General features: G+C 60.7%; 15 protein-coding genes. 2 read left to right on the top strand and 13 right to left on the bottom strand.

Annotation, left to right across the window (positions count from 1 at the left end):
* Positions 1-4: 4 nt before the first annotated feature.
* Positions 5-877, bottom strand: coding sequence for an NAD(P)-dependent oxidoreductase (locus WNY61_RS14695; protein WP_342852157.1), 873 nt, complete (start codon positions 875-877; stop codon positions 5-7).
* Positions 878-1057: 180 nt separating this feature from the next.
* On the opposite strand from WNY61_RS14695, the gene WNY61_RS14690 reads away from it, so the two are divergent.
* Positions 1058-2548 carry an aldehyde dehydrogenase family protein gene (locus WNY61_RS14690; protein WP_342852156.1) on the top strand — a complete coding sequence of 497 codons (1491 nt, stop codon included), beginning with the start codon at positions 1058-1060 and terminating at the stop codon, positions 2546-2548.
* A 38-nt stretch (positions 2549-2586) separates the two neighbouring features.
* On the opposite strand, the gene WNY61_RS14685 is transcribed toward WNY61_RS14690, so the two are convergent.
* From WNY61_RS14685 to WNY61_RS14630, 12 genes are all read right to left on the bottom strand, one after another.
* Positions 2587-3870 (bottom strand): TRAP transporter large permease, encoded by a 1284-nt coding sequence (locus tag WNY61_RS14685; RefSeq protein ID WP_342852155.1) that lies wholly within the window; start codon positions 3868-3870, stop codon positions 2587-2589.
* A complete protein-coding gene (locus WNY61_RS14680; protein WP_342852154.1) occupies positions 3863-4381 on the bottom strand; it encodes a TRAP transporter small permease in 519 nt (172 codons plus the stop codon). The genes WNY61_RS14685 and WNY61_RS14680 overlap by 8 nt, the downstream gene beginning before the upstream one ends.
* Positions 4382-4447: 66 nt before the next feature.
* Positions 4448-5431, bottom strand: coding sequence for a TRAP transporter substrate-binding protein (locus tag WNY61_RS14675; RefSeq protein ID WP_120352327.1), 984 nt, complete (start codon positions 5429-5431; stop codon positions 4448-4450).
* 191 nt (positions 5432-5622) lie between these two features.
* The gene (locus tag WNY61_RS14670) at positions 5623-6336 is read right to left on the bottom strand and encodes an FCD domain-containing protein (protein WP_342852153.1); all 714 of its coding nucleotides are present in this window, start codon (positions 6334-6336) and stop codon (positions 5623-5625) included.
* Positions 6333-7175 carry a sulfite exporter TauE/SafE family protein gene (locus tag WNY61_RS14665; RefSeq protein WP_342852152.1) on the bottom strand — a complete coding sequence of 281 codons (843 nt, stop codon included), beginning with the start codon at positions 7173-7175 and terminating at the stop codon, positions 6333-6335. Before WNY61_RS14665 ends, WNY61_RS14670 begins: the two co-directional genes overlap by 4 nt.
* 4 nt (positions 7176-7179) lie before the next feature.
* Positions 7180-7941 (bottom strand): DUF1028 domain-containing protein, encoded by a 762-nt coding sequence (locus tag WNY61_RS14660; RefSeq protein ID WP_342852151.1) that lies wholly within the window; start codon positions 7939-7941, stop codon positions 7180-7182.
* A 3-nt stretch (positions 7942-7944) separates the two neighbouring features.
* On the bottom strand, positions 7945-9738 hold the full coding sequence (locus WNY61_RS14655) for a gamma-glutamyltransferase family protein (protein ID WP_342852150.1): 1794 nt from the start codon (positions 9736-9738) through the stop codon (positions 7945-7947).
* A gap of 11 nt (positions 9739-9749) precedes the next feature.
* Positions 9750-10649: an ABC transporter permease gene (locus WNY61_RS14650; RefSeq protein WP_342852149.1), complete on the bottom strand. Its 900-nt coding sequence runs from the start codon at positions 10647-10649 to the stop codon at positions 9750-9752.
* Complete coding sequence (locus WNY61_RS14645; protein ID WP_342852148.1) at positions 10649-11593, bottom strand: ABC transporter permease; 945 nt, start codon at positions 11591-11593, stop codon at positions 10649-10651. The genes WNY61_RS14650 and WNY61_RS14645 overlap by 1 nt, the downstream gene beginning before the upstream one ends.
* Before the next feature lie 67 nt (positions 11594-11660).
* A complete protein-coding gene (locus tag WNY61_RS14640) occupies positions 11661-13175 on the bottom strand; it encodes an ABC transporter substrate-binding protein (RefSeq protein ID WP_342852147.1) in 1515 nt (504 codons plus the stop codon).
* A 41-nt stretch (positions 13176-13216) separates the two neighbouring features.
* Positions 13217-14326 (bottom strand): dipeptide ABC transporter ATP-binding protein, encoded by a 1110-nt coding sequence (locus WNY61_RS14635; protein ID WP_342852146.1) that lies wholly within the window; start codon positions 14324-14326, stop codon positions 13217-13219.
* Complete coding sequence (locus tag WNY61_RS14630; protein ID WP_342852145.1) at positions 14323-15330, bottom strand: ABC transporter ATP-binding protein; 1008 nt, start codon at positions 15328-15330, stop codon at positions 14323-14325. The genes WNY61_RS14635 and WNY61_RS14630 overlap by 4 nt, the downstream gene beginning before the upstream one ends.
* 347 nt (positions 15331-15677) lie before the next feature.
* Between WNY61_RS14630 and WNY61_RS14625 the strand changes: the two genes are divergently transcribed.
* Positions 15678-16376: a GntR family transcriptional regulator gene (locus WNY61_RS14625; protein WP_007121337.1), complete on the top strand. Its 699-nt coding sequence runs from the start codon at positions 15678-15680 to the stop codon at positions 16374-16376.
* The last annotated feature ends 120 nt before the right edge of the window (positions 16377-16496 follow it).

Below are 16496 nucleotides of genomic sequence, written 5' to 3'. Positions count from 1 at the left end.
ATCCTCAGTCCTTGCGGAAATGCTGAACCAGTTCAGGCACATAGGCCTCACCCGCGCCGTTTTTGACAACTTTGGACAAGGCGCCATAAACCCCGTCGGCAATCTCAACCTGTGCGCCGGCTTGGGCGGACATTTGGCGGTAATAGTCGAAATCCTTCAGCGCGTTGCTGATCGCAAAGGGCAGCGCCTCGCGGTCGCCGCTTACGATGAAGGGCGACAGCCGATCAAGCGCGACGCTGGCGCCGCCGCCACCCGCCAAGACATCGACAAAACTCTGCGGATCAATACCCGCATCGGCCGATTGCGCGGCGGCTTCGGCGAGCAGCGACATAAAGCCAACCGAAACGTAGTTGTGCAGCAGTTTCAGGCGGTGGCCTGCGCTGACCTCACCCACATGTTTCACCTCTTCGGTGAAGGAGGCGAGAACCGGAGAGACCTTCTCAACAACAGCGGCATCACCCCCGACCAGCAAGTTCAGCTTCCCCTCATGGGCGAATTGCGCGGTGCGGGTCATTGGCGCGTCAACGAATTCGCCCCCCGCCGCTTTGACCGCCTCGGCCATCTTCACCGTCGAGGCGGGCAGGGAGGTGGAGCAATCGACCACAACCGCACCGGGGGTCAGCCCGGCAATCACGCCGCCCTCGCCGGTCAGGATCGCTTCGACCTGCGGGGAACCGGTGACACAGAGGATGATCACATCGGATGCGGCGGCAAGATCGCCCAGACTGTCGAAGGTCGTGGCACCAAGACTGTCCAATTCATCAGTCGACTGGTTGCCGGGGTGGTCGAAATAGCCAAGCGCAAAACCCCCGCGCCGCATCACGTTGCGGGCAATGCCGTGGCCCATCAAGCCAACACCGATCATACCGATTTTCATGGATTTTCCTTTGTTTGCCACCGCCTGCCCTGCGCGCGGTTCCCTCGGTGAAAGTTCTAGCGCGCGGCCCGCTATGGCGCAACGCGGATGAGGCGGCCTTTCTTGGCAAAACAGGGCTTTGTATATTTGAAACCGACACAACGGTTGATAGGAATAGCGCATTCATTGAATGAGGCTGACATGACTTTGACACCCCACCAGATCGCTGAGACCCTCTACCACGGGCAGTTCTGTCCGATGTTCATCGATGGCAAAGACGTGCCCGCGCTGTCGGGAGAGGTGCTGAATGTGGTCGATCCTGCCTCAGGCCGGGCGCTGGCGACGGTGCCGCGTGGTGGGGCCGAGGATGTCGATGCCGCCGTCGCCGCCGCGCGCCGGGCGTTTGAGGGGGAGTGGTCAACCTTCACGCCCTACGACCGGCAAGAGGTGCTCTTGCGCATTGCCGATGTGATGGAGCGGGATTGGGAAAGGCTCTGCGTCTCTGACACCGCCGACATGGGCCTGCCGTTGGCGCGGACCTTAGGCAACAAGCGCCGGGTGATCGGGATGCTGCGGTTCTACGCGGGCCAAGCGGTGGCGCTGCACGGCGATGTGATCGAGAACTCAGTCTCGCAGTCGATGTTCTCTTTCACCACGCGTGAGCCGGTGGGCGTGGTCGGCGCGATCATCCCTTGGAACGCGCCGACTGCCGCGTCGATCTGGAAGATCGCGCCAGCACTGGCGACCGGCTGCACCGTGGTTCTAAAACCTTCCGAAGACGCGCCCCTCACCCCGTTGCTGATCGCGCGATTGATGCAAGAGGCAGGTGTGCCCGATGGGGTGGTCAACGTGGTCACTGGCACAGGCCGCGAGGCCGGAGCGCGTCTGGCCGAGCATCCGGACGTCAACAAGGTGGTCTTCACCGGCTCTACCGCGACAGGCAAGACCATTGCCCGCGCCGGGGTCGAAAACCTTAAACGCATCACGTTGGAACTGGGTGGGAAATCTCCGCTTATCATCTGCAAGGACGCGGATATCGATAAGGCGGTTCCGGTCGCCGCGATGGCGGTCTACGCCCACTCGGGACAGATTTGTATCGCAGGGTCGCGGCTTTTCGTGGCGCGCGAAATTCAAGATGAGTTCATTGAAAAACTTGCAGCTTTCGCGCGCGGGCTGAAGATCGGACATGGGCTTGAGGAGGGCACAGACCTTGGCCCGCTGATCAACCGCGTGCAGGCCGAGAAGGTTGAGGGCTATATCGCTGCGGGCAAAGCCGAAGGCGCGCGGCTGGTCACGGGCGGCGCGCGACCCGAAGGCGACAGCTATGCCGGGGGTAACTTTCTTGAGCCGGTGATCTTTGCCGATGTGACCGACGATATGACCATCGCGCGCGAAGAGATTTTCGGCCCCGTGATCTCGGTCCTGCCCTTCGACACGATGGAAGAGGTGATCGCGCGGGCCAATGCCACGCCTTACGGTCTGGCCGCGGGCATCTTTACCCGCGATTTAGGCACCGCGCACCGCACGGTGAAGCGCCTGAAGGCAGGCTCAGTCTGGGTGAATATGTACCACGCAATAGACCCTGCGGTGCCGTTTGGTGGCTTGAAAATGTCGGGCTATGGCAAAGAAGGCGGGATCGAGCATCTTCACGCGTATTTGGATACAAAAGCGGTTTGGATTCAGACGGAATAATTTGCGCGCCGCCCGGCATCAACGTCGGGCGGCGCGCTTTAAAAACCGCTGACCTTCGGCAGCCAAGTGCTAATCGCTGGCACAAACGTCAGCAGCATCAGCACCAAAAAGTTCGCCAAAAAGAACGGCGGCATCTCGCGGATCAGCGCAGCGGGCCGCAGGTTCACCGCCGAGGATACCACGAAAATCAAGCTCCCCACTGGCGGGGTCGTAAGTCCGAGTGTCAGGTTCACGATCACCACAATCGCAAAATGATCCGGCGCAATGCCGAGCGCGTGGCTGATCGGCGCCAAGATAGGCACCAAAATCATCACACCTGGCAGCGGGTCCATGAACAGCCCAAAAAGCAGCAGGAGTACGTTGACCGCCAAGAGGAACAAGATCGGCGACAACTCCCAAGAGATGATCGTTTCCGCCAGAAACTGCGGCACGCCTTCGATCACCAGAACCCATGCAAAGGCGCGCGCCGCACCAAGGATCAAAAGCACTGCCGAAGAGATCAACGCCGCGCGCAGGATCAAGCCGGGCAGGTCGCGCAGCCGCAGCGCGCGGTAGACAAAGAACCCGCAGAAAAGTGCATAGAAGACCGCGATGACCGACGCCTCAGTCGGGGTGAAGATGCCGCCGCGGATGCCACCGACGATCAGCACGATCAGCCCAAGCGCGGGCAGCGCCATGAAGGTATTGCGCCACATCTGCGCTCGGTCGGGCCGCGCCTCATCGCTGCGGTAGTCGCGGTTCCAACTGACCCAACCATTGGCAGCAAGGCTGCCGACGGCCAGCAAAAGCCCCGGAATGACACCCGCCATGAACAGCGATCCGACGGACACTTCCTGATCTTGCAATGCGTAGATAATCATCACGATGGACGGCGGAATAATCGGCCCAACCACGGCCGACGAAATCGTCAGCGCCCCGGCGTAGGGGCGATCATAGCCGCCTTTTTCCATCATGCGGATCATCATCGCGCCCGGACCCGCGGCATCGGCCAGTGCCGATCCAGAGATGCCTGCAAACATCGTGGAGGAAATCACATTGGCATAGCCCAACCCGCCGCGCAGATGGCCGACAAACTGTGCCGCAAAGCGCAGCAGAGTGTGGGTGATTGCGCCGCCGGTCATAATCTCAGCAGCAAGGATGAAAAAGGGAACCGCCAGCAGGGGGAAGCTGTCGAGACCCGAGAACATTTCTTTCACCACAACGATCTGAGGGTAGGAACTGCCCAAGCCAATCGCGGCAAAAACCGAGATCGCCATGGCAAAGGCCACCGGCAGCCCCAGCACCATCAGGACAAAAAGCGACAGGAACAGAATTTCAGCCATTGGCGGCCCCCGGCATGCTCTCGGTCTCGCCGCTGGCGTGGTGGTAGTGACCCGCCATGATGAATGACTTGGCGATGATCAGCAGATGGACGATCAGCAGGATGAAACCCACCGGCATGGCAGCATAGACATAGCGAAAAGACAGCCGCAGCGCGGGTGACATTTGATACTGGGCGCGCTGCATGTAGTCCCAGCCGACCTGCACCATATAAGCGAAGAAAAACAACAATATCGCGACGATTGCTGCGCGCAATATCCGCTGGGTCCGGGTGCTCATCACATCATGTAAATTGGTAATCGCGACGTGGCCACCTTGGCGAAGGGCGAGACCTGCGCCGAGGAATGTCATCCAAATCATTAGATAGCGGGCAACCTCGTCAGACCAAGACAGCGAGTGATTGGTGCTAAACCGCAGGGCGACATTGGCCCCCACGACCAAGACCATCCCCGTCAAGCAAGCGATCACCACAGCGGCATTCAACCTGACGAATAGCTGTTCCAATCTGCGCATGGTTTTCCTTCCCGTGCAAAACGGCCGGAAGCGCTGCTCCCGGCCGTTTTTCGAATGTTGTCGCGCTTACTCAGTCGCGGCGATCTGGTCGATCAGCTCTTTGCCGTAAGTCTCATAGTAGCCTTCATAGGCGCTCTCAATCGAGGCGCGGAAGGTGGCTTTTTGCTCTTCGGTCAGCTCGTTGACCTCCATGCCGCGCTCTTTCAGCGTTTCGACGCCGCTTTGCTCAACATCGTCGACGAAGCCGCGCATGGCAGCCACAGCCTCGGTCGCGCCCTTCTCAAAAGCGGCCTTGTCTTCGTCCGACAGACCTTCCCAGAAGGGTTTGCTAACCAGCAACATTGCGGGCGAATACACATGGCCCGACAGCGTTAGGTACTTTTGCACTTCGTCCAGCTTGACTGAGACGATCACCGACAACGGGTTTTCCTGCCCGTCAATGGTGCCTTGCTGCAGCGAGCTGATGACCTCAGGCCATGCCATTGGCGTTGGTGCCGCACCGGCGGCGTTGAAGGCGTCAAGGTGCACCGGGTTTTCCATGGTGCGCAGCTTCATGCCCGCGATATCTTCGGGGGTCTCAATCGCGTTGCGGTTGTTTGTAATGTGGCGGAAACCCTGCTCACCCCACGCCAGCGCCACCATGCCCGCGCCGTCAAACTCGGCAAGGATATCTTGGCCAATTGGGCCGTCGAGCACGCGGCGGGCGTGGTCAAGGCTGCGGAACAGGAAGGGAATGTCGGTCACGCCGGTGGCGGGGACAAAGTTGCTCAGCGTGCCGGTGGAGACGATGGTCGCCTCAACAGTGCCAAGCTGCAAACCTTCGACCACTTCGCGCTCACCGCCCAAGCCGGAGGATGGGAAATGGCGGAAGCTGAACTTGCCGTCGGTTTCGGCTTCGACGACTTCCTGCCACTTCTGAGCCGCGACGCCGTAGTGGCTGTCGGGGGCAAGGGCATAGCCGATTTTCACTTCGGTTTGCGCGCTCAGTGCTCCTCCGGTGAGCGCGGCCAAAGTGGCGATAATTGCCGTGGGCTTCGTGATTTTGAACATTTTGTATCCTCCAGCGAACTTATTAATAAGGTCAGGAAAATTGCTAGCGTTAGGCACCTGGATTTGCAATGGGGCAAGGCCGCTTTGTGGACAAAGTTTCTACAGCGTTTTGGGTTGATTCCCTTCGTGATATGGTCCGGTGCGGATGCTACAACCTTTGACCACTTCAGCAGTATTCAGGGCTGACCCGGCTAGAGATCGAGTTCGATCTTGCGCACCCGGTCGCGCAACAGGGTTTTGGAAACCGTGAGCAAATGCTGCTCCATCGCCGAGGCTGCGCCGAGGGAGTCGCGCCGCGCAATGGCGTCGTTTAGCGTCATATGCTGCTCACCAAGGATTTGGAGCGTTTCAGGCGCGTGATAGGTGCGGCGGCGCGAGGTCCAAGCCACTTCGCGGCGGACTGCGCGGATGGATTCGTAAACGGTAAGAAACAGCGGATTTCGGGCCATCTCGGCGATCTTATAGTGGAACATGTCATCCGCGGCTTCATAGGCGTCCGGATCACTCAGGTTGACCGTGGCGCGCATCAATTGACCCAAACGCTCGATCTCTTGCGGGCGGGCGCGGTCGGCGGCGAGGGCGGCAAGGGCGGGTTCGATCTCAAGCCGCACTTCCATGACATCGCTTGGCGTCACCTGCCGGGCAAGGTGGCGCAGGCTGTCGGCGTTGGTGGCGGGGGGCGGCGTGGCGAAAGTGCCTTGACCGTGACGGCGGTAGATCGTGCCATCCTCTTGCAGCAGGCCAAGCGCCAACCGCAGCCGCGCGCGGCTCACCCCGAAATGTTCCGCCAGTGCCCGCTCGGGCGGCATGCGCCCGTCGTTCAAGATATCCCCCTGTCGGATCGCCCCGCGCAGCCGTTCGGCCAATTCGTCTTCTCTTGGGGCGGTCTGGGGATTTTGGTTCATGACTTGGAAAACGCTTCGAATAAATCAAACAACATACGCAGTGATGTTATCATCAGGAAAATTCCGAAGGCAAACCGAAGCGCGCGGCGCGGGATGCTGTGTGCCAATTTCACACCGACATGGGCAAAGCTGCTGGTCAGCGGGATGATGATGGCCGCAGCGGCAAGGTTCACATAGCCAAGCGAGAAGGGCGGCAGCCCCTCGGCCCCGAGCCCGGTCAGCGCATAGACCACCGCACCGGGCAGTCCGATGACAAAGCCTATCGCGGCAGAGGTGCCAACGGCGCGGCGAATGTCATAGCCCAGAAAGTTCAACAGCGGCACGCCGATGGTGCCCCCCCCGATGCCCATCATCGCCGAAAGCCCGCCCGTGATCACGCCAAGAACGGCCCAGATCGGTTTGGCAAAGCCGCGCGGCGTCGGGTCGTCCTTGGTCTTGCGAAAGATCATGTCGAGGGCGACGAGGGCCGCGACGGTGGCAAAGACCGCAACCAGGATCAGCCCTGAGACATAGCCCCCCAAAAGCGCGCCGATGACAACGCCCACCAAAAGCGACGGCGCCCAGAGTTTCAGCAAGTCCATATCAATCGCGCCGCGTTTAAAGTGGCCATAGCCCGAAGACAGCGAGGTAAAGACGATGGTCGCCAGCGAGGTGCCGACGGCCACTTGCATTGTAATCGCCGGGTCCATCCCCGCCGTCGACAGGGCAAGATAGAGCGCAGGGACAATCACGATGCCACCGCCAACACCGAGCAGACCCGCAAGGATGCCGCCAAAAATACCGGCAGTCACCGCAATGGCGAGGAGGGGCAGAAGCTGGCCGAGGTCTAGCGCGTTCATCGATTTAATCTTTCTTTGTCTCTAAATCTGTCGCCTGCGACCGGCTGGGTTTCCCCGCGGCGCGGCGCGCCTCTTCGGCCCGCGCAATCGCGGCATCAATCGGCGCGCGATCAGAGGTGCCCGAGAAATTGTCGAGGCTTGGCATCGCTTCGGCCACATGGAGGTAGCGCTCTCCTGCGACTTCAAGCAGCCGGTCAAGTTCGCTGAGCGGATCGCCGTGATCGTCGACGCGCAGGTCGAGATAGGCATGGTCCTGCCCGCGATGGATCACTAAGCCTGCCGCCTGGCGGCCCCGCTTGTCGCCGCCCGCCTCTTCGCCTGCGCGCATGGCAGCAAGCAGGCGTTCGGCCATCGGCAAGTCACTGCGCGCGGCATAGGTTTCAAACGTGGCCTCCACCACCTCCGGCCCGGTCAGCATATTGCCTGCGACGGAATGCATGTCGCCCACACGGTGCCCGGCCCAATCGACGCAGCCCGCGCCAGTGTGCGCGGCGAAATTCCCCTTAGCGTCGAGCATGTGGCATTGTCTGATATCGCGCCCCGCGTCGCGTGCGGCGAATTCCTTTAGCAGTGCGTCGGCAGGGTCACCGCTTTCCAGCATGCGCCGACCCTCGGTCCCCCAGAGCGGGTTAACGAAAGCTTGCGTCGCCACCGCGACGCGGCGACCGATGTAGGGCACAGCAGCCCCACACGCGAAAAAGCGGCTGGCGACAGCGATGCCGATCTCATGGCTTTCGGGGTCACGGGCGATGATGGAATAGGTCATGGGTCAACGTCCTACGGCATAGGCCTGCATGAGGCGGGGGGTCGCGGCGGCCTGAAGGCTGCCATCGGGGTGGCGCAGCGCGGCGGTCATGCGCCCCACTGACCAAGGCTCGGCCACGGTGACGATATGTCCCCGCGCGCGCAGACCGTCGATTACGGCAGGCCCGACATTGGGTTCGATCATCATCTCGCCGGGCAGGGCTTGGCGGGGGAAGAAGCTGCTTTGAAAATGCATGGTGTGGAACAACGGCGCGTCCATGCCTTCTTGCAGGTCGAGCCCGTGATGCACAAAGCGCAGGAACCAGATCAACTGCCATTGATCCTGCTGATCGCCACCCGGTGTGCCAAAGACCAACTGCCGCCCGTCCGAATGCTCGGCAAAGGAGGGGGTCAATGTGGTGCGCGGACGCCGACCGGGGGCGAGGGAGGTGGGCAAGCCCCGCTCAAGCCAGAACATTTGCGCGCGGGAGTTCAGCGGAAAGCCAAGCCCCGGCACGACAGGATTGCTTTGCAGCCAACCGCCCGAGGGGGTGGCCGAAACCATATTGCCCCAACGGTCGATCACATCAAGATGCACAGTATCGCCGCGTTTTTCGGTCAGATGCGCCATCGTCGGCTCTTGGGGGGCGGCATTCCTGATACCGAAATCACGGGCAGCGCGTTCGATATAACGCTCGGCCAGATGCTCCAGCCCCGCGATAATGCCGGGGCGTTGCTCTAGCGAAGCCTTCCCGTTGACCAGTTTCGCGCGTTCCGCGTTATATGCGTCAGAGAGCAGCTCTTCCATCGGGATGATGCTCTGTTCTGGGTCGCCGTAATAGGCCTCGCGATCGGCATAGGCGAGTTTCATCGCCTCGATCACCGTATGAGTAAAGGAGGCGCCCATCGGGTCCATTGCGGCAAGATCGAAATGCTTGAGGATGGCGAGGGCCTGCAAGAATACCGGCCCTTGCGACCATGCGTGGGTCTTATGCACCGTCCAGCCGTGGTACTCGTAAGTAAGCGTGTCTTCGTAGCTGGCCTGCCATTTGGCCATGTCCTCGCGCGCCAAGAGGGCGCTGTTCTTTTGCTCTGACACGTCATGCACGCAGGCGTCTTCAAGATAGTCATAAATCGCATCCGCCACGAAACCTTCGGACCAGATTTTGCGTGCGGCCTCGATCTGCGTCACGCGGTCCTCGCCCGCGGCTTCGGCCTCGCTTACCAACCGTTCATAGGTTGCCGCCAGATCGGGGTTTTTGAAGTTGGCGTTCGGCTCAGGGGCCTTGCCATCCGGCGTCCAGACAGCGGCGGAGGTGGGCCATTCGGCGGCGAAATACTCGGCCAGCCCCTTGATGGTGTTCGACACGCGCGGCAGCACTGGGTGGCCGTCGCGGGCATAGTCGATCGCGGGCTGCAGCACGTCGCGCAGGCCCATGGTGCCATGGTCGCGCAGCATCAGCATCCAGCCGTCAAAGGCACCGGGCACCACCGTCGACAGAAGCCCCGAGCCGGGGATCAGTTTCAGCCCGAGTTCCTCAAAATGCTCCAGCTTGGCGGCGGCGGGGCTGACCCCTTGGGCGCAGACGACCTTGGTCTCTTTTTTTTCCGCGTGGTGAAAGATGATCGGCAGATCGCCCGCCGGGCCGTTCAAATGCGGCTCGACCACCTGCAGGACAAAGCCCGCAGCGGCGGCGGCGTCAAAAGCATTGCCGCCTTTTTCCAGAATGCCGAAACCGACGGTCGAGGCGATCCAATGGGTCGAGGTGGTGACACCGAAGGAGCCTCGGATCTCGGGGCGGGTGGTAAAGGGGGTCATGTCGTCTCCGGTCAGTGTTCGCGCGGGTCCAGCGCATCGCGCAGACCATCGCCAAGAAGGTTAAAGCCGAGCACGACCATGAAGATCGCAATGCCGGGCCAGAGCGCCATCCAAGGCGCTTGATTGAGGAAGTTCTTCGCCGTGTTCAGCATTGAGCCCCAAGAGGGGGACGGCGGCTGCTGGCCGAGGCCTAAGAATGACAGCGATGCTTCAGCGATGATCGCGGTCGCCACAGTCAGCGTGGCCTGCACCAGCACGGGCGGCAGCACGTTAGGAAAGATATAGCGGCGCAGGATGCGCGGTGTGCTGAGACCAATGGCACGCGCGCTTTCCACGTAATCTTCGGCAGCAACACTTAGCACCTGACCGCGCGTCAGACGGATAAAGACCGGCGTGGCCGAGATGCCGATGGCGATCATGGCGTTGGTCAGACTTGGCCCCAAAAAGGCCGCCAGCGCGATGGCAAGGATCAAGAAGGGTGCGGCCAGCAGAGCTTCGGTGCAGCGCGAAATGATCGCATCCGTCCAGCCCCCGAAATACCCCGCGATGATGCCCAAAGGCACGCCAAGGCCAAGCGCGATGGCGACCGAAACGACACCCGCCAGCAAAGATGCCTGCGCCCCCCAGATCAAGCGCGACAGCACATCGCGGCCCAATTCATCGGTGCCTAGCCAATGCGCCGCCGACGGCGCTTTGCGCACCGCGCCCCAATCGGTCGCAGAGGGGTCGGGGATCGGAAGAATGGGCGCCAGCAATGCAATAGCGCAGAAGAAGACCACCAGCACCCCGCCCAGCATGGCACTGCGGTGGTGGCGAAACTTTTTCCAGACGCGGTTTTCAGGACGTGCCGAGAGGACGGGATCAGCGGCGCTTTCGGCGTCAATCGTGATGGGTGTGGCAGGTTGAGCCATTATTGCTTCCTCAGGCGGGGGTTCAGCAGCACATAGGCGACGTCGGCCAGCAGGTTCATAAAGATAAAGCCGACAGCGGTGACCAGCACGATCCCCTGCACCACGGCGTAATCGCGGTTGAACACCGCATCGACCACAAGCTTGCCAAAGCCGGGGATGGTGAAGATTTGCTCGGTCAGCACGGCCCCGGCGATCAGCTCACCAAAGAGCAGAGCGGTCAGGGTAACGATGGGTGTCAGCGCGTTGCGAAACGCGTGTTTCAGGATCACTTTGCGCTCTACCAGACCCTTGGCGCGGGCGGTGCGGACGTAATCACTGCTCATCACGCTCAGCATGGCGGAACGGGTGTGGCGCATCAGCGTTGCGGCTAGCGCCGTGCCCAGCACGAAGGCGGGCATCAGCATGACGGTGATTGAGCGAATGGGGTCTTCGCTCAGCGGCACATAGCCAGAGGCGGGCAACAGTTTCCATTTCACCGACACCAGCAGGATCAGCATGATGCCAAGCCAAAAGTTAGGGATCGACAGGCCCGACAGGGCCACGACATTGGCGACGTAATCGGTGACAGTGCCCTTCTTGACGGCAGAGAAGATGCCCGCAGGGATGCCAATCACCATGGCAAAGATCATCGCCATCGTCGCCAGCTGGATCGTCACGGGAAGTTTCTGTCCAATTAGCTCGAGCACTGGCTGGTTGGTGCGCAGCGAGATGCCGAGGTCTCCAGTCAGCGCGTTGCCGATCCAAGTGAAATATTGCACCGGGATGGGATCGTTCAGGCGGTATTTTTCGCGCAGAAATTCCAGCACCTGCGGGTCGCGTTCTTCGCCGGCCATGGCCAGCACCGGATCGCCCGGCAGCAGCTTTTGCAAGGTGAAGACAAAGACCGAGATCAGGATGATCGTCGGGATCGCGATCACCAGTCGGCGCAGGATGAAGGACAGCATTTTAAAACGTCTCGCTCAGAGGGAGGGACACCGCCGGGACCAGCCCGGCGGTGCGAATGAAGAAGGTTTAGCCTTCTTCTTTTTTCATACCTTCAAGGCGGATCATGCCATCAGGATAGGGGGTGAAACCGGTGATGCCGGAGTCCAGCGCCCAGATCCACGTCTCGTGGTAGAGGTACACGATCGGCATCTCGTCGTTCAGGATGGCCCGTGCGGCGGTGTAGCTTTCGCGGCGCGTGTCCTGATCGTTGGACTTGCGCGCCTTGTCGAGCAGCTCATCCACTTCCGGGTTCGAGTACTTAGAATCGTTGATGCCGCCTTCTGTGGTCATGAACTGGTGGATGTTGCCATCCGGGTCCACGCGACCGGACCAACCGATTTGGCTCGCCTGATAATCGCCCGCAGATTGGTCGGCCAGCAGGGTGGCGAATTCCTTGGAGGTGATTGAGATGTTGATCCCCGCCTCAGCCGCCATGGATTGCACGACCTGCATCAGTTGCAGCGGGATCGTGGTGTTAGGCACCTGTACCTCAAGGTCGATGCCATCGGCAAAGCCCGCTTCGGCCAGCAGTTCCTTGGCCTTTTCTACGTCACGCTCGGGCACGGGGAAGTCGGTGCTGTACCAAGGCGAGTTCGGCGGGAAGGGCTGGTTGCCCGCGGCGAAGGCACCGTTGAAGACGACCTGATTGATTGCTTCGCGGTCGATGGCATAGCTCAGCGCCTGACGCAGACGTTTGTCGTTGCCCCAAGGGTTGTCGCCCTTGTCGCCGTTGGCCACATTGACGGTGATGCCCTGATAGCCCAGCGACACGGCGCTTTCGACTTGGATGCCATCATCGGCTTCGGCCTGCGCCAGATCGGTCGCGGCCAGACGCTCAATCATGTCGACGTCACCCGATTGCAGGTTCGCCAGACGCACGGTGGTGTCGGGGATCGGCAGGTAGGTGACGGTGTCAAAGTGGTATTCGTCGGCGTTGTAATAGTCGGCGAATTTTTCCAGCACGATGCGGTCTTGGGCCACGCGCTCTTTGAACTGGTAGGGACCCGAGCAGACCGGCGCGAGGCCAAAGTCATCGCCAGCCGCTTCGGCGGCGGTGGGGGAGACCATCATGCCCGCGCGGTCAGCCAATTGGGCCATCAGCGTGGCGTCGGCATCTGCCAGGTCAAAGCGGATTTCGTGGCTGCCCAGCACTTCAACACCGGTGATCGAGCTCAGCTCGGACTTGCGGCGCGAGGTCTCAAGGTTCTGGCTGCGGTCGATGTTGGCGGCCACGGCTTCCGCGTCGAAGGGCGTGCCATCGTGGAACACCGCATCGTCGCGCAGTTTCATGGTCAGCTGCTTGCCGTCCTCGGAAAAGGACCACTCGGTAGCCAATTGCGGGATGATCTCAAGGTCGGGCGTGATGTCCACCAGCTTGTCGCAAAGCGACGTATAGACGATCCGCCCCACAAAGGTGCGCGACTGGTCGGGGTCCAGCACATCGGCATCCGATTGCAGCGCAATGCGCAGATCAGCTGCCTGAGCGCCGAGGGTCGTGGCCCCCAGTAACGCAGCGGCAAGGGTCATTTTAGTCAGTGTCATATCGTACTCTCCTGTCGTTTCATTTGGTCTGGTTCAGCCTGTTATTGTTGGTCTTGGCGGGGGCGGAGCGTTGTCCGATCCCGCATGGCGTCTTGGTAAAGCGCAAAGCGCGCAGCCGCGCCGGGGGCACGTTCGGGCACATCGGCAAGGCCGAGATCCGGCGTGGCGGCGGCGATCTCTTCGAAATAGTGGCAAGCGGCGATATGGCCGTTGCCGGCATCGGTTTCGCGTAAGGTGGGCGGCTCGCTCGCGCAGCGCTCTTTGGCATAGGGGCAGCGGGTGTGGAAACGGCAGCCCGAGGGCGGGTTTGCGGGGCTGGGCATCTCGCCCTCAAGCGCAGTCTGGGGCGTGCGCGCACCATGGGCGGCCACCGGAATGGCCGACAGGAGGGCGCGGGTATAGGGGTGACGCGGGTGGTTGTAGACGGTGTCAACATCGCCCTGTTCGACGATCTGCCCCAGATACATCACCGCCACGCGGTCGCTCATGTGGCGGATCACGGCCAGATCATGCGCGATGATGACCAGCGTGAGGCCCAACTCGTCGCGCAGATCGCTTAAAAGGTTGATCACCTGCGCTTGCACCGACACGTCAAGCGCCGATACCGGTTCATCCCCGATCACCAGCTTGGGGGAGGAGGCCAGCGCGCGGGCGATCCCGATCCGCTGGCGTTGACCGCCGGAAAACTCATGCGGATAACGTTCGGCGTGCTCGGGGCGTAGCCCGACTTTGGCCAGCAGTTCTGCCACTTTGCCGCGCCGATCAGCGGCGGACATTTTCGGGAAATGCGTCTCCAGTGGTTCGCCGACCAGCTTGCCGACACTCATGCGCGGATTCAGCGAGGAAAAGGGATCTTGAAAGATAAACTGCATGTCGCGGCGCAGCGCCGTCAGATCACGCCCAGCGAGGCTGCGCACGTCCGTACCGTCAAACTGTACATCGCCCTCGGTCGGCGTCAGCAGCCGCATCAAGAGCCGCGCGAGGGTGGATTTGCCGCAGCCGGATTCGCCGACAATGGCAAATGTCTCTCCACGCCGCACGTCGAAGGACACGCCGTCGACGGCCTTCACGGTGCCGCTTGCAGCCAGCATGCCGCCGCCAGTCTTGAAGTGTTTTTTAAGCGCGCGCGCCTTGAGGATATGGTCGCTCATGCGCTCTGCTCCAGATGGTTTTCCAGCGGGGCGAAATGACAGGCCACGGCGTGCCCGCCCTCAAGCGGGGCAAGCGGCGGCTCCTTGGCGCAGACCGGCTGAGCAAAGGGGCAGCGCGTGGAAAAGCGGCAGCCTTCGGGCATGTTCTGCGTCGTCGGCACCATGCCCGGCACGGTGGCCAAACGCCCGCGCGGACCGCTCAACTGCGGGATCGAGGACATGAGGCCGATGGTATAGGGGTGCTGCGGATCGTTAAAAATACGCTCCGCCGGACCGGTCTCGACAATGGTGCCCGCATACATGACGGCCACGGTATCAGCGATTTCGGCGACAACACCCAAATCATGGGTGATCATGATCGTGCCCATGTCGGTCTCGGCCTGAAGGTCGCGAATCAATTCCAAAATCTGCGCCTGAATGGTCACATCAAGCGCGGTTGTCGGCTCATCTGCGATCAGCAGTGCGGGGTCGTTCACCAGCGCCATGGCGATCATCACCCGCTGGCGCATGCCGCCCGACAACTGATGCGGATAATCCCGCATCCGCTTTTCCGGCGCGGGAATGCCGACACGCTTGAGGATCGCCAGTGCCTTATCCTCGGCCTCGGATTTGCTGGCGTCGCTATGGGCCAGCACGGCTTCGGCAATCTGGTCGCCAATGCGAAACGCGGGGTTGAGCGAGGTCATCGGCTCTTGAAAGATCATCGTCATCCGGCTGCCGCGCAGCTTGCGCATTGCCCTGTGATCAGCAAGGTCGAGTTTTTGCCCCTCAAAGATCATCTCCCCCGATCGGATCGTCGCAGCACCCGCAGGCAAGAGCCCCATCATCGCCAATGAAGTCACGCTTTTGCCGCAGCCACTCTCCCCGACAACGCAGAGCGTCTTGCCGGGGCTTACCGAGAAATTGACGTGATTGATCTGGTCGCTCGGCAGGCCACGAAAGCGCAAGCTGAAGTCACGCACTTCGAGTAAAACCTTGTCGGAACCGGTGTCAGGGTTGGGCAATGGACCGCTTTCTTGAACCAATATAAGATTGGTCGAGTATGCGGTTGCAAGTTTCTTGCTGTCAATCCGGGGATTTCAGTTTTTAAAAGAGTCCTTACCGCACAATCTGTTGCATCCGCTTGAGCCGGATTTTCCCGCGGTATAGCTCAATTTTTGAGCGGCTTTTGAAGGTTAGGTGCGCGTTCAACCGGAAAGGACTGCACCCGGTAGAGAAGGCGGACGGTATTTGCGAAAGGATGAATTGAGGAGGGTGGGGGCGCTTTCTACGCGACAGCGCTATTGTAGGGCGGTCGATTTGTTGCTTTATCGAAGGGGAGCCAAGAATTTCGAAAGGGCGGCATAACCCCATGACCAGCAAACCTAAATCGGCAGAACGCAAACGCGGGTCCGGGGCGCAATTTGTCTATTCGATCTTACGCGATGAAATTCTTGACCTAACCCTGCTTCCTGGCAGCCCCATCGACGAGATTCGCCTCTCCGAGCGGTTGTCGATGTCGCGCACCCCGATCCGTGAGGCATTGGTGCGACTGGCGAGCGAGGGACTGGTGACCACGCTGCCCAACCGCTCAACCGTCGTGTCGAACATCGACTTCATGAACCTGCACACCTTTTTCGATGCGATGACATTGATGTACCGCGTCACGACGCGCCTTGCGGCGCAGTTTCATACGCCCGCGGATATGGCCGCAATCCGCGCCCGGCAGGCCGAGTTCGCAAAAGCGGTAGAGGCACAAGATGCATTGTCGATGATTGCCACAAATCGAGAGTTCCACGCCGAGATCGCCCGCGCCGGGCGTAACCCCTATTACGAATCGCTCTGCCTGCGGCTTTTGGATGAGGGGCGGCGGCTTCTGCGGATGTACTACCAGTCCTTCGACGACCAGCTCCCGAATGAGTATGCGCAAGAACATGAAGACCTGATCGCGACCATTGAAGCCCGCGATATCTCCCGTGCGGATTCTCTGGCCAAAACCCATGCCGACCAAATCGTGCGGCAGATTCAGGCGCTGATTTCACGGGACCGGCGGCAACATATCGACATCTAAACTGCTGTAGTAAAGTCGTAATTTCAAAAGAATGCTTAGTAGAAAGATTTATTGTCGACAAATAAAATACAATCATTAAAATGTAGCCAAGCCCGGCAATAACGCAGCCGGTTACTATGA

Origin of the sequence: Sulfitobacter sp. AS92, from assembly GCF_038900015.1 — a bacterium.
Lineage (GTDB): Bacteria > Pseudomonadota > Alphaproteobacteria > Rhodobacterales > Rhodobacteraceae > Sulfitobacter.
This window is presented reverse-complemented; position numbering and strand designations above follow the sequence as displayed.

Excerpts from the sequence above, each read along its gene's own strand:
- WNY61_RS14695 (WP_342852157.1), bottom strand. The coding sequence starts at position 877 with ATGAAAATCGGTATGATCGGTGTTGGCTTGATGGGCCACGGCATTGCC.
- WNY61_RS14690 (WP_342852156.1), top strand. The coding sequence starts at position 1,058 with ATGACTTTGACACCCCACCAGATCGCTGAGACCCTCTACCACGGGCAG.
- WNY61_RS14685 (WP_342852155.1), bottom strand. The coding sequence starts at position 3,870 with ATGGCTGAAATTCTGTTCCTGTCGCTTTTTGTCCTGATGGTGCTGGGG.
- WNY61_RS14680 (WP_342852154.1), bottom strand. The coding sequence starts at position 4,381 with ATGCGCAGATTGGAACAGCTATTCGTCAGGTTGAATGCCGCTGTGGTG.
- WNY61_RS14675 (WP_120352327.1), bottom strand. The coding sequence starts at position 5,431 with ATGTTCAAAATCACGAAGCCCACGGCAATTATCGCCACTTTGGCCGCG.
- WNY61_RS14670 (WP_342852153.1), bottom strand. The coding sequence starts at position 6,336 with ATGAACCAAAATCCCCAGACCGCCCCAAGAGAAGACGAATTGGCCGAA.
- WNY61_RS14665 (WP_342852152.1), bottom strand. The coding sequence starts at position 7,175 with ATGAACGCGCTAGACCTCGGCCAGCTTCTGCCCCTCCTCGCCATTGCG.
- WNY61_RS14660 (WP_342852151.1), bottom strand. The coding sequence starts at position 7,941 with ATGACCTATTCCATCATCGCCCGTGACCCCGAAAGCCATGAGATCGGC.
- WNY61_RS14655 (WP_342852150.1), bottom strand. The coding sequence starts at position 9,738 with ATGACCCCCTTTACCACCCGCCCCGAGATCCGAGGCTCCTTCGGTGTC.
- WNY61_RS14650 (WP_342852149.1), bottom strand. The coding sequence starts at position 10,649 with ATGGCTCAACCTGCCACACCCATCACGATTGACGCCGAAAGCGCCGCT.
- WNY61_RS14645 (WP_342852148.1), bottom strand. The coding sequence starts at position 11,593 with ATGCTGTCCTTCATCCTGCGCCGACTGGTGATCGCGATCCCGACGATC.
- WNY61_RS14640 (WP_342852147.1), bottom strand. The coding sequence starts at position 13,175 with ATGACACTGACTAAAATGACCCTTGCCGCTGCGTTACTGGGGGCCACG.
- WNY61_RS14635 (WP_342852146.1), bottom strand. The coding sequence starts at position 14,326 with ATGAGCGACCATATCCTCAAGGCGCGCGCGCTTAAAAAACACTTCAAG.
- WNY61_RS14625 (WP_007121337.1), top strand. The coding sequence starts at position 15,678 with ATGACCAGCAAACCTAAATCGGCAGAACGCAAACGCGGGTCCGGGGCG.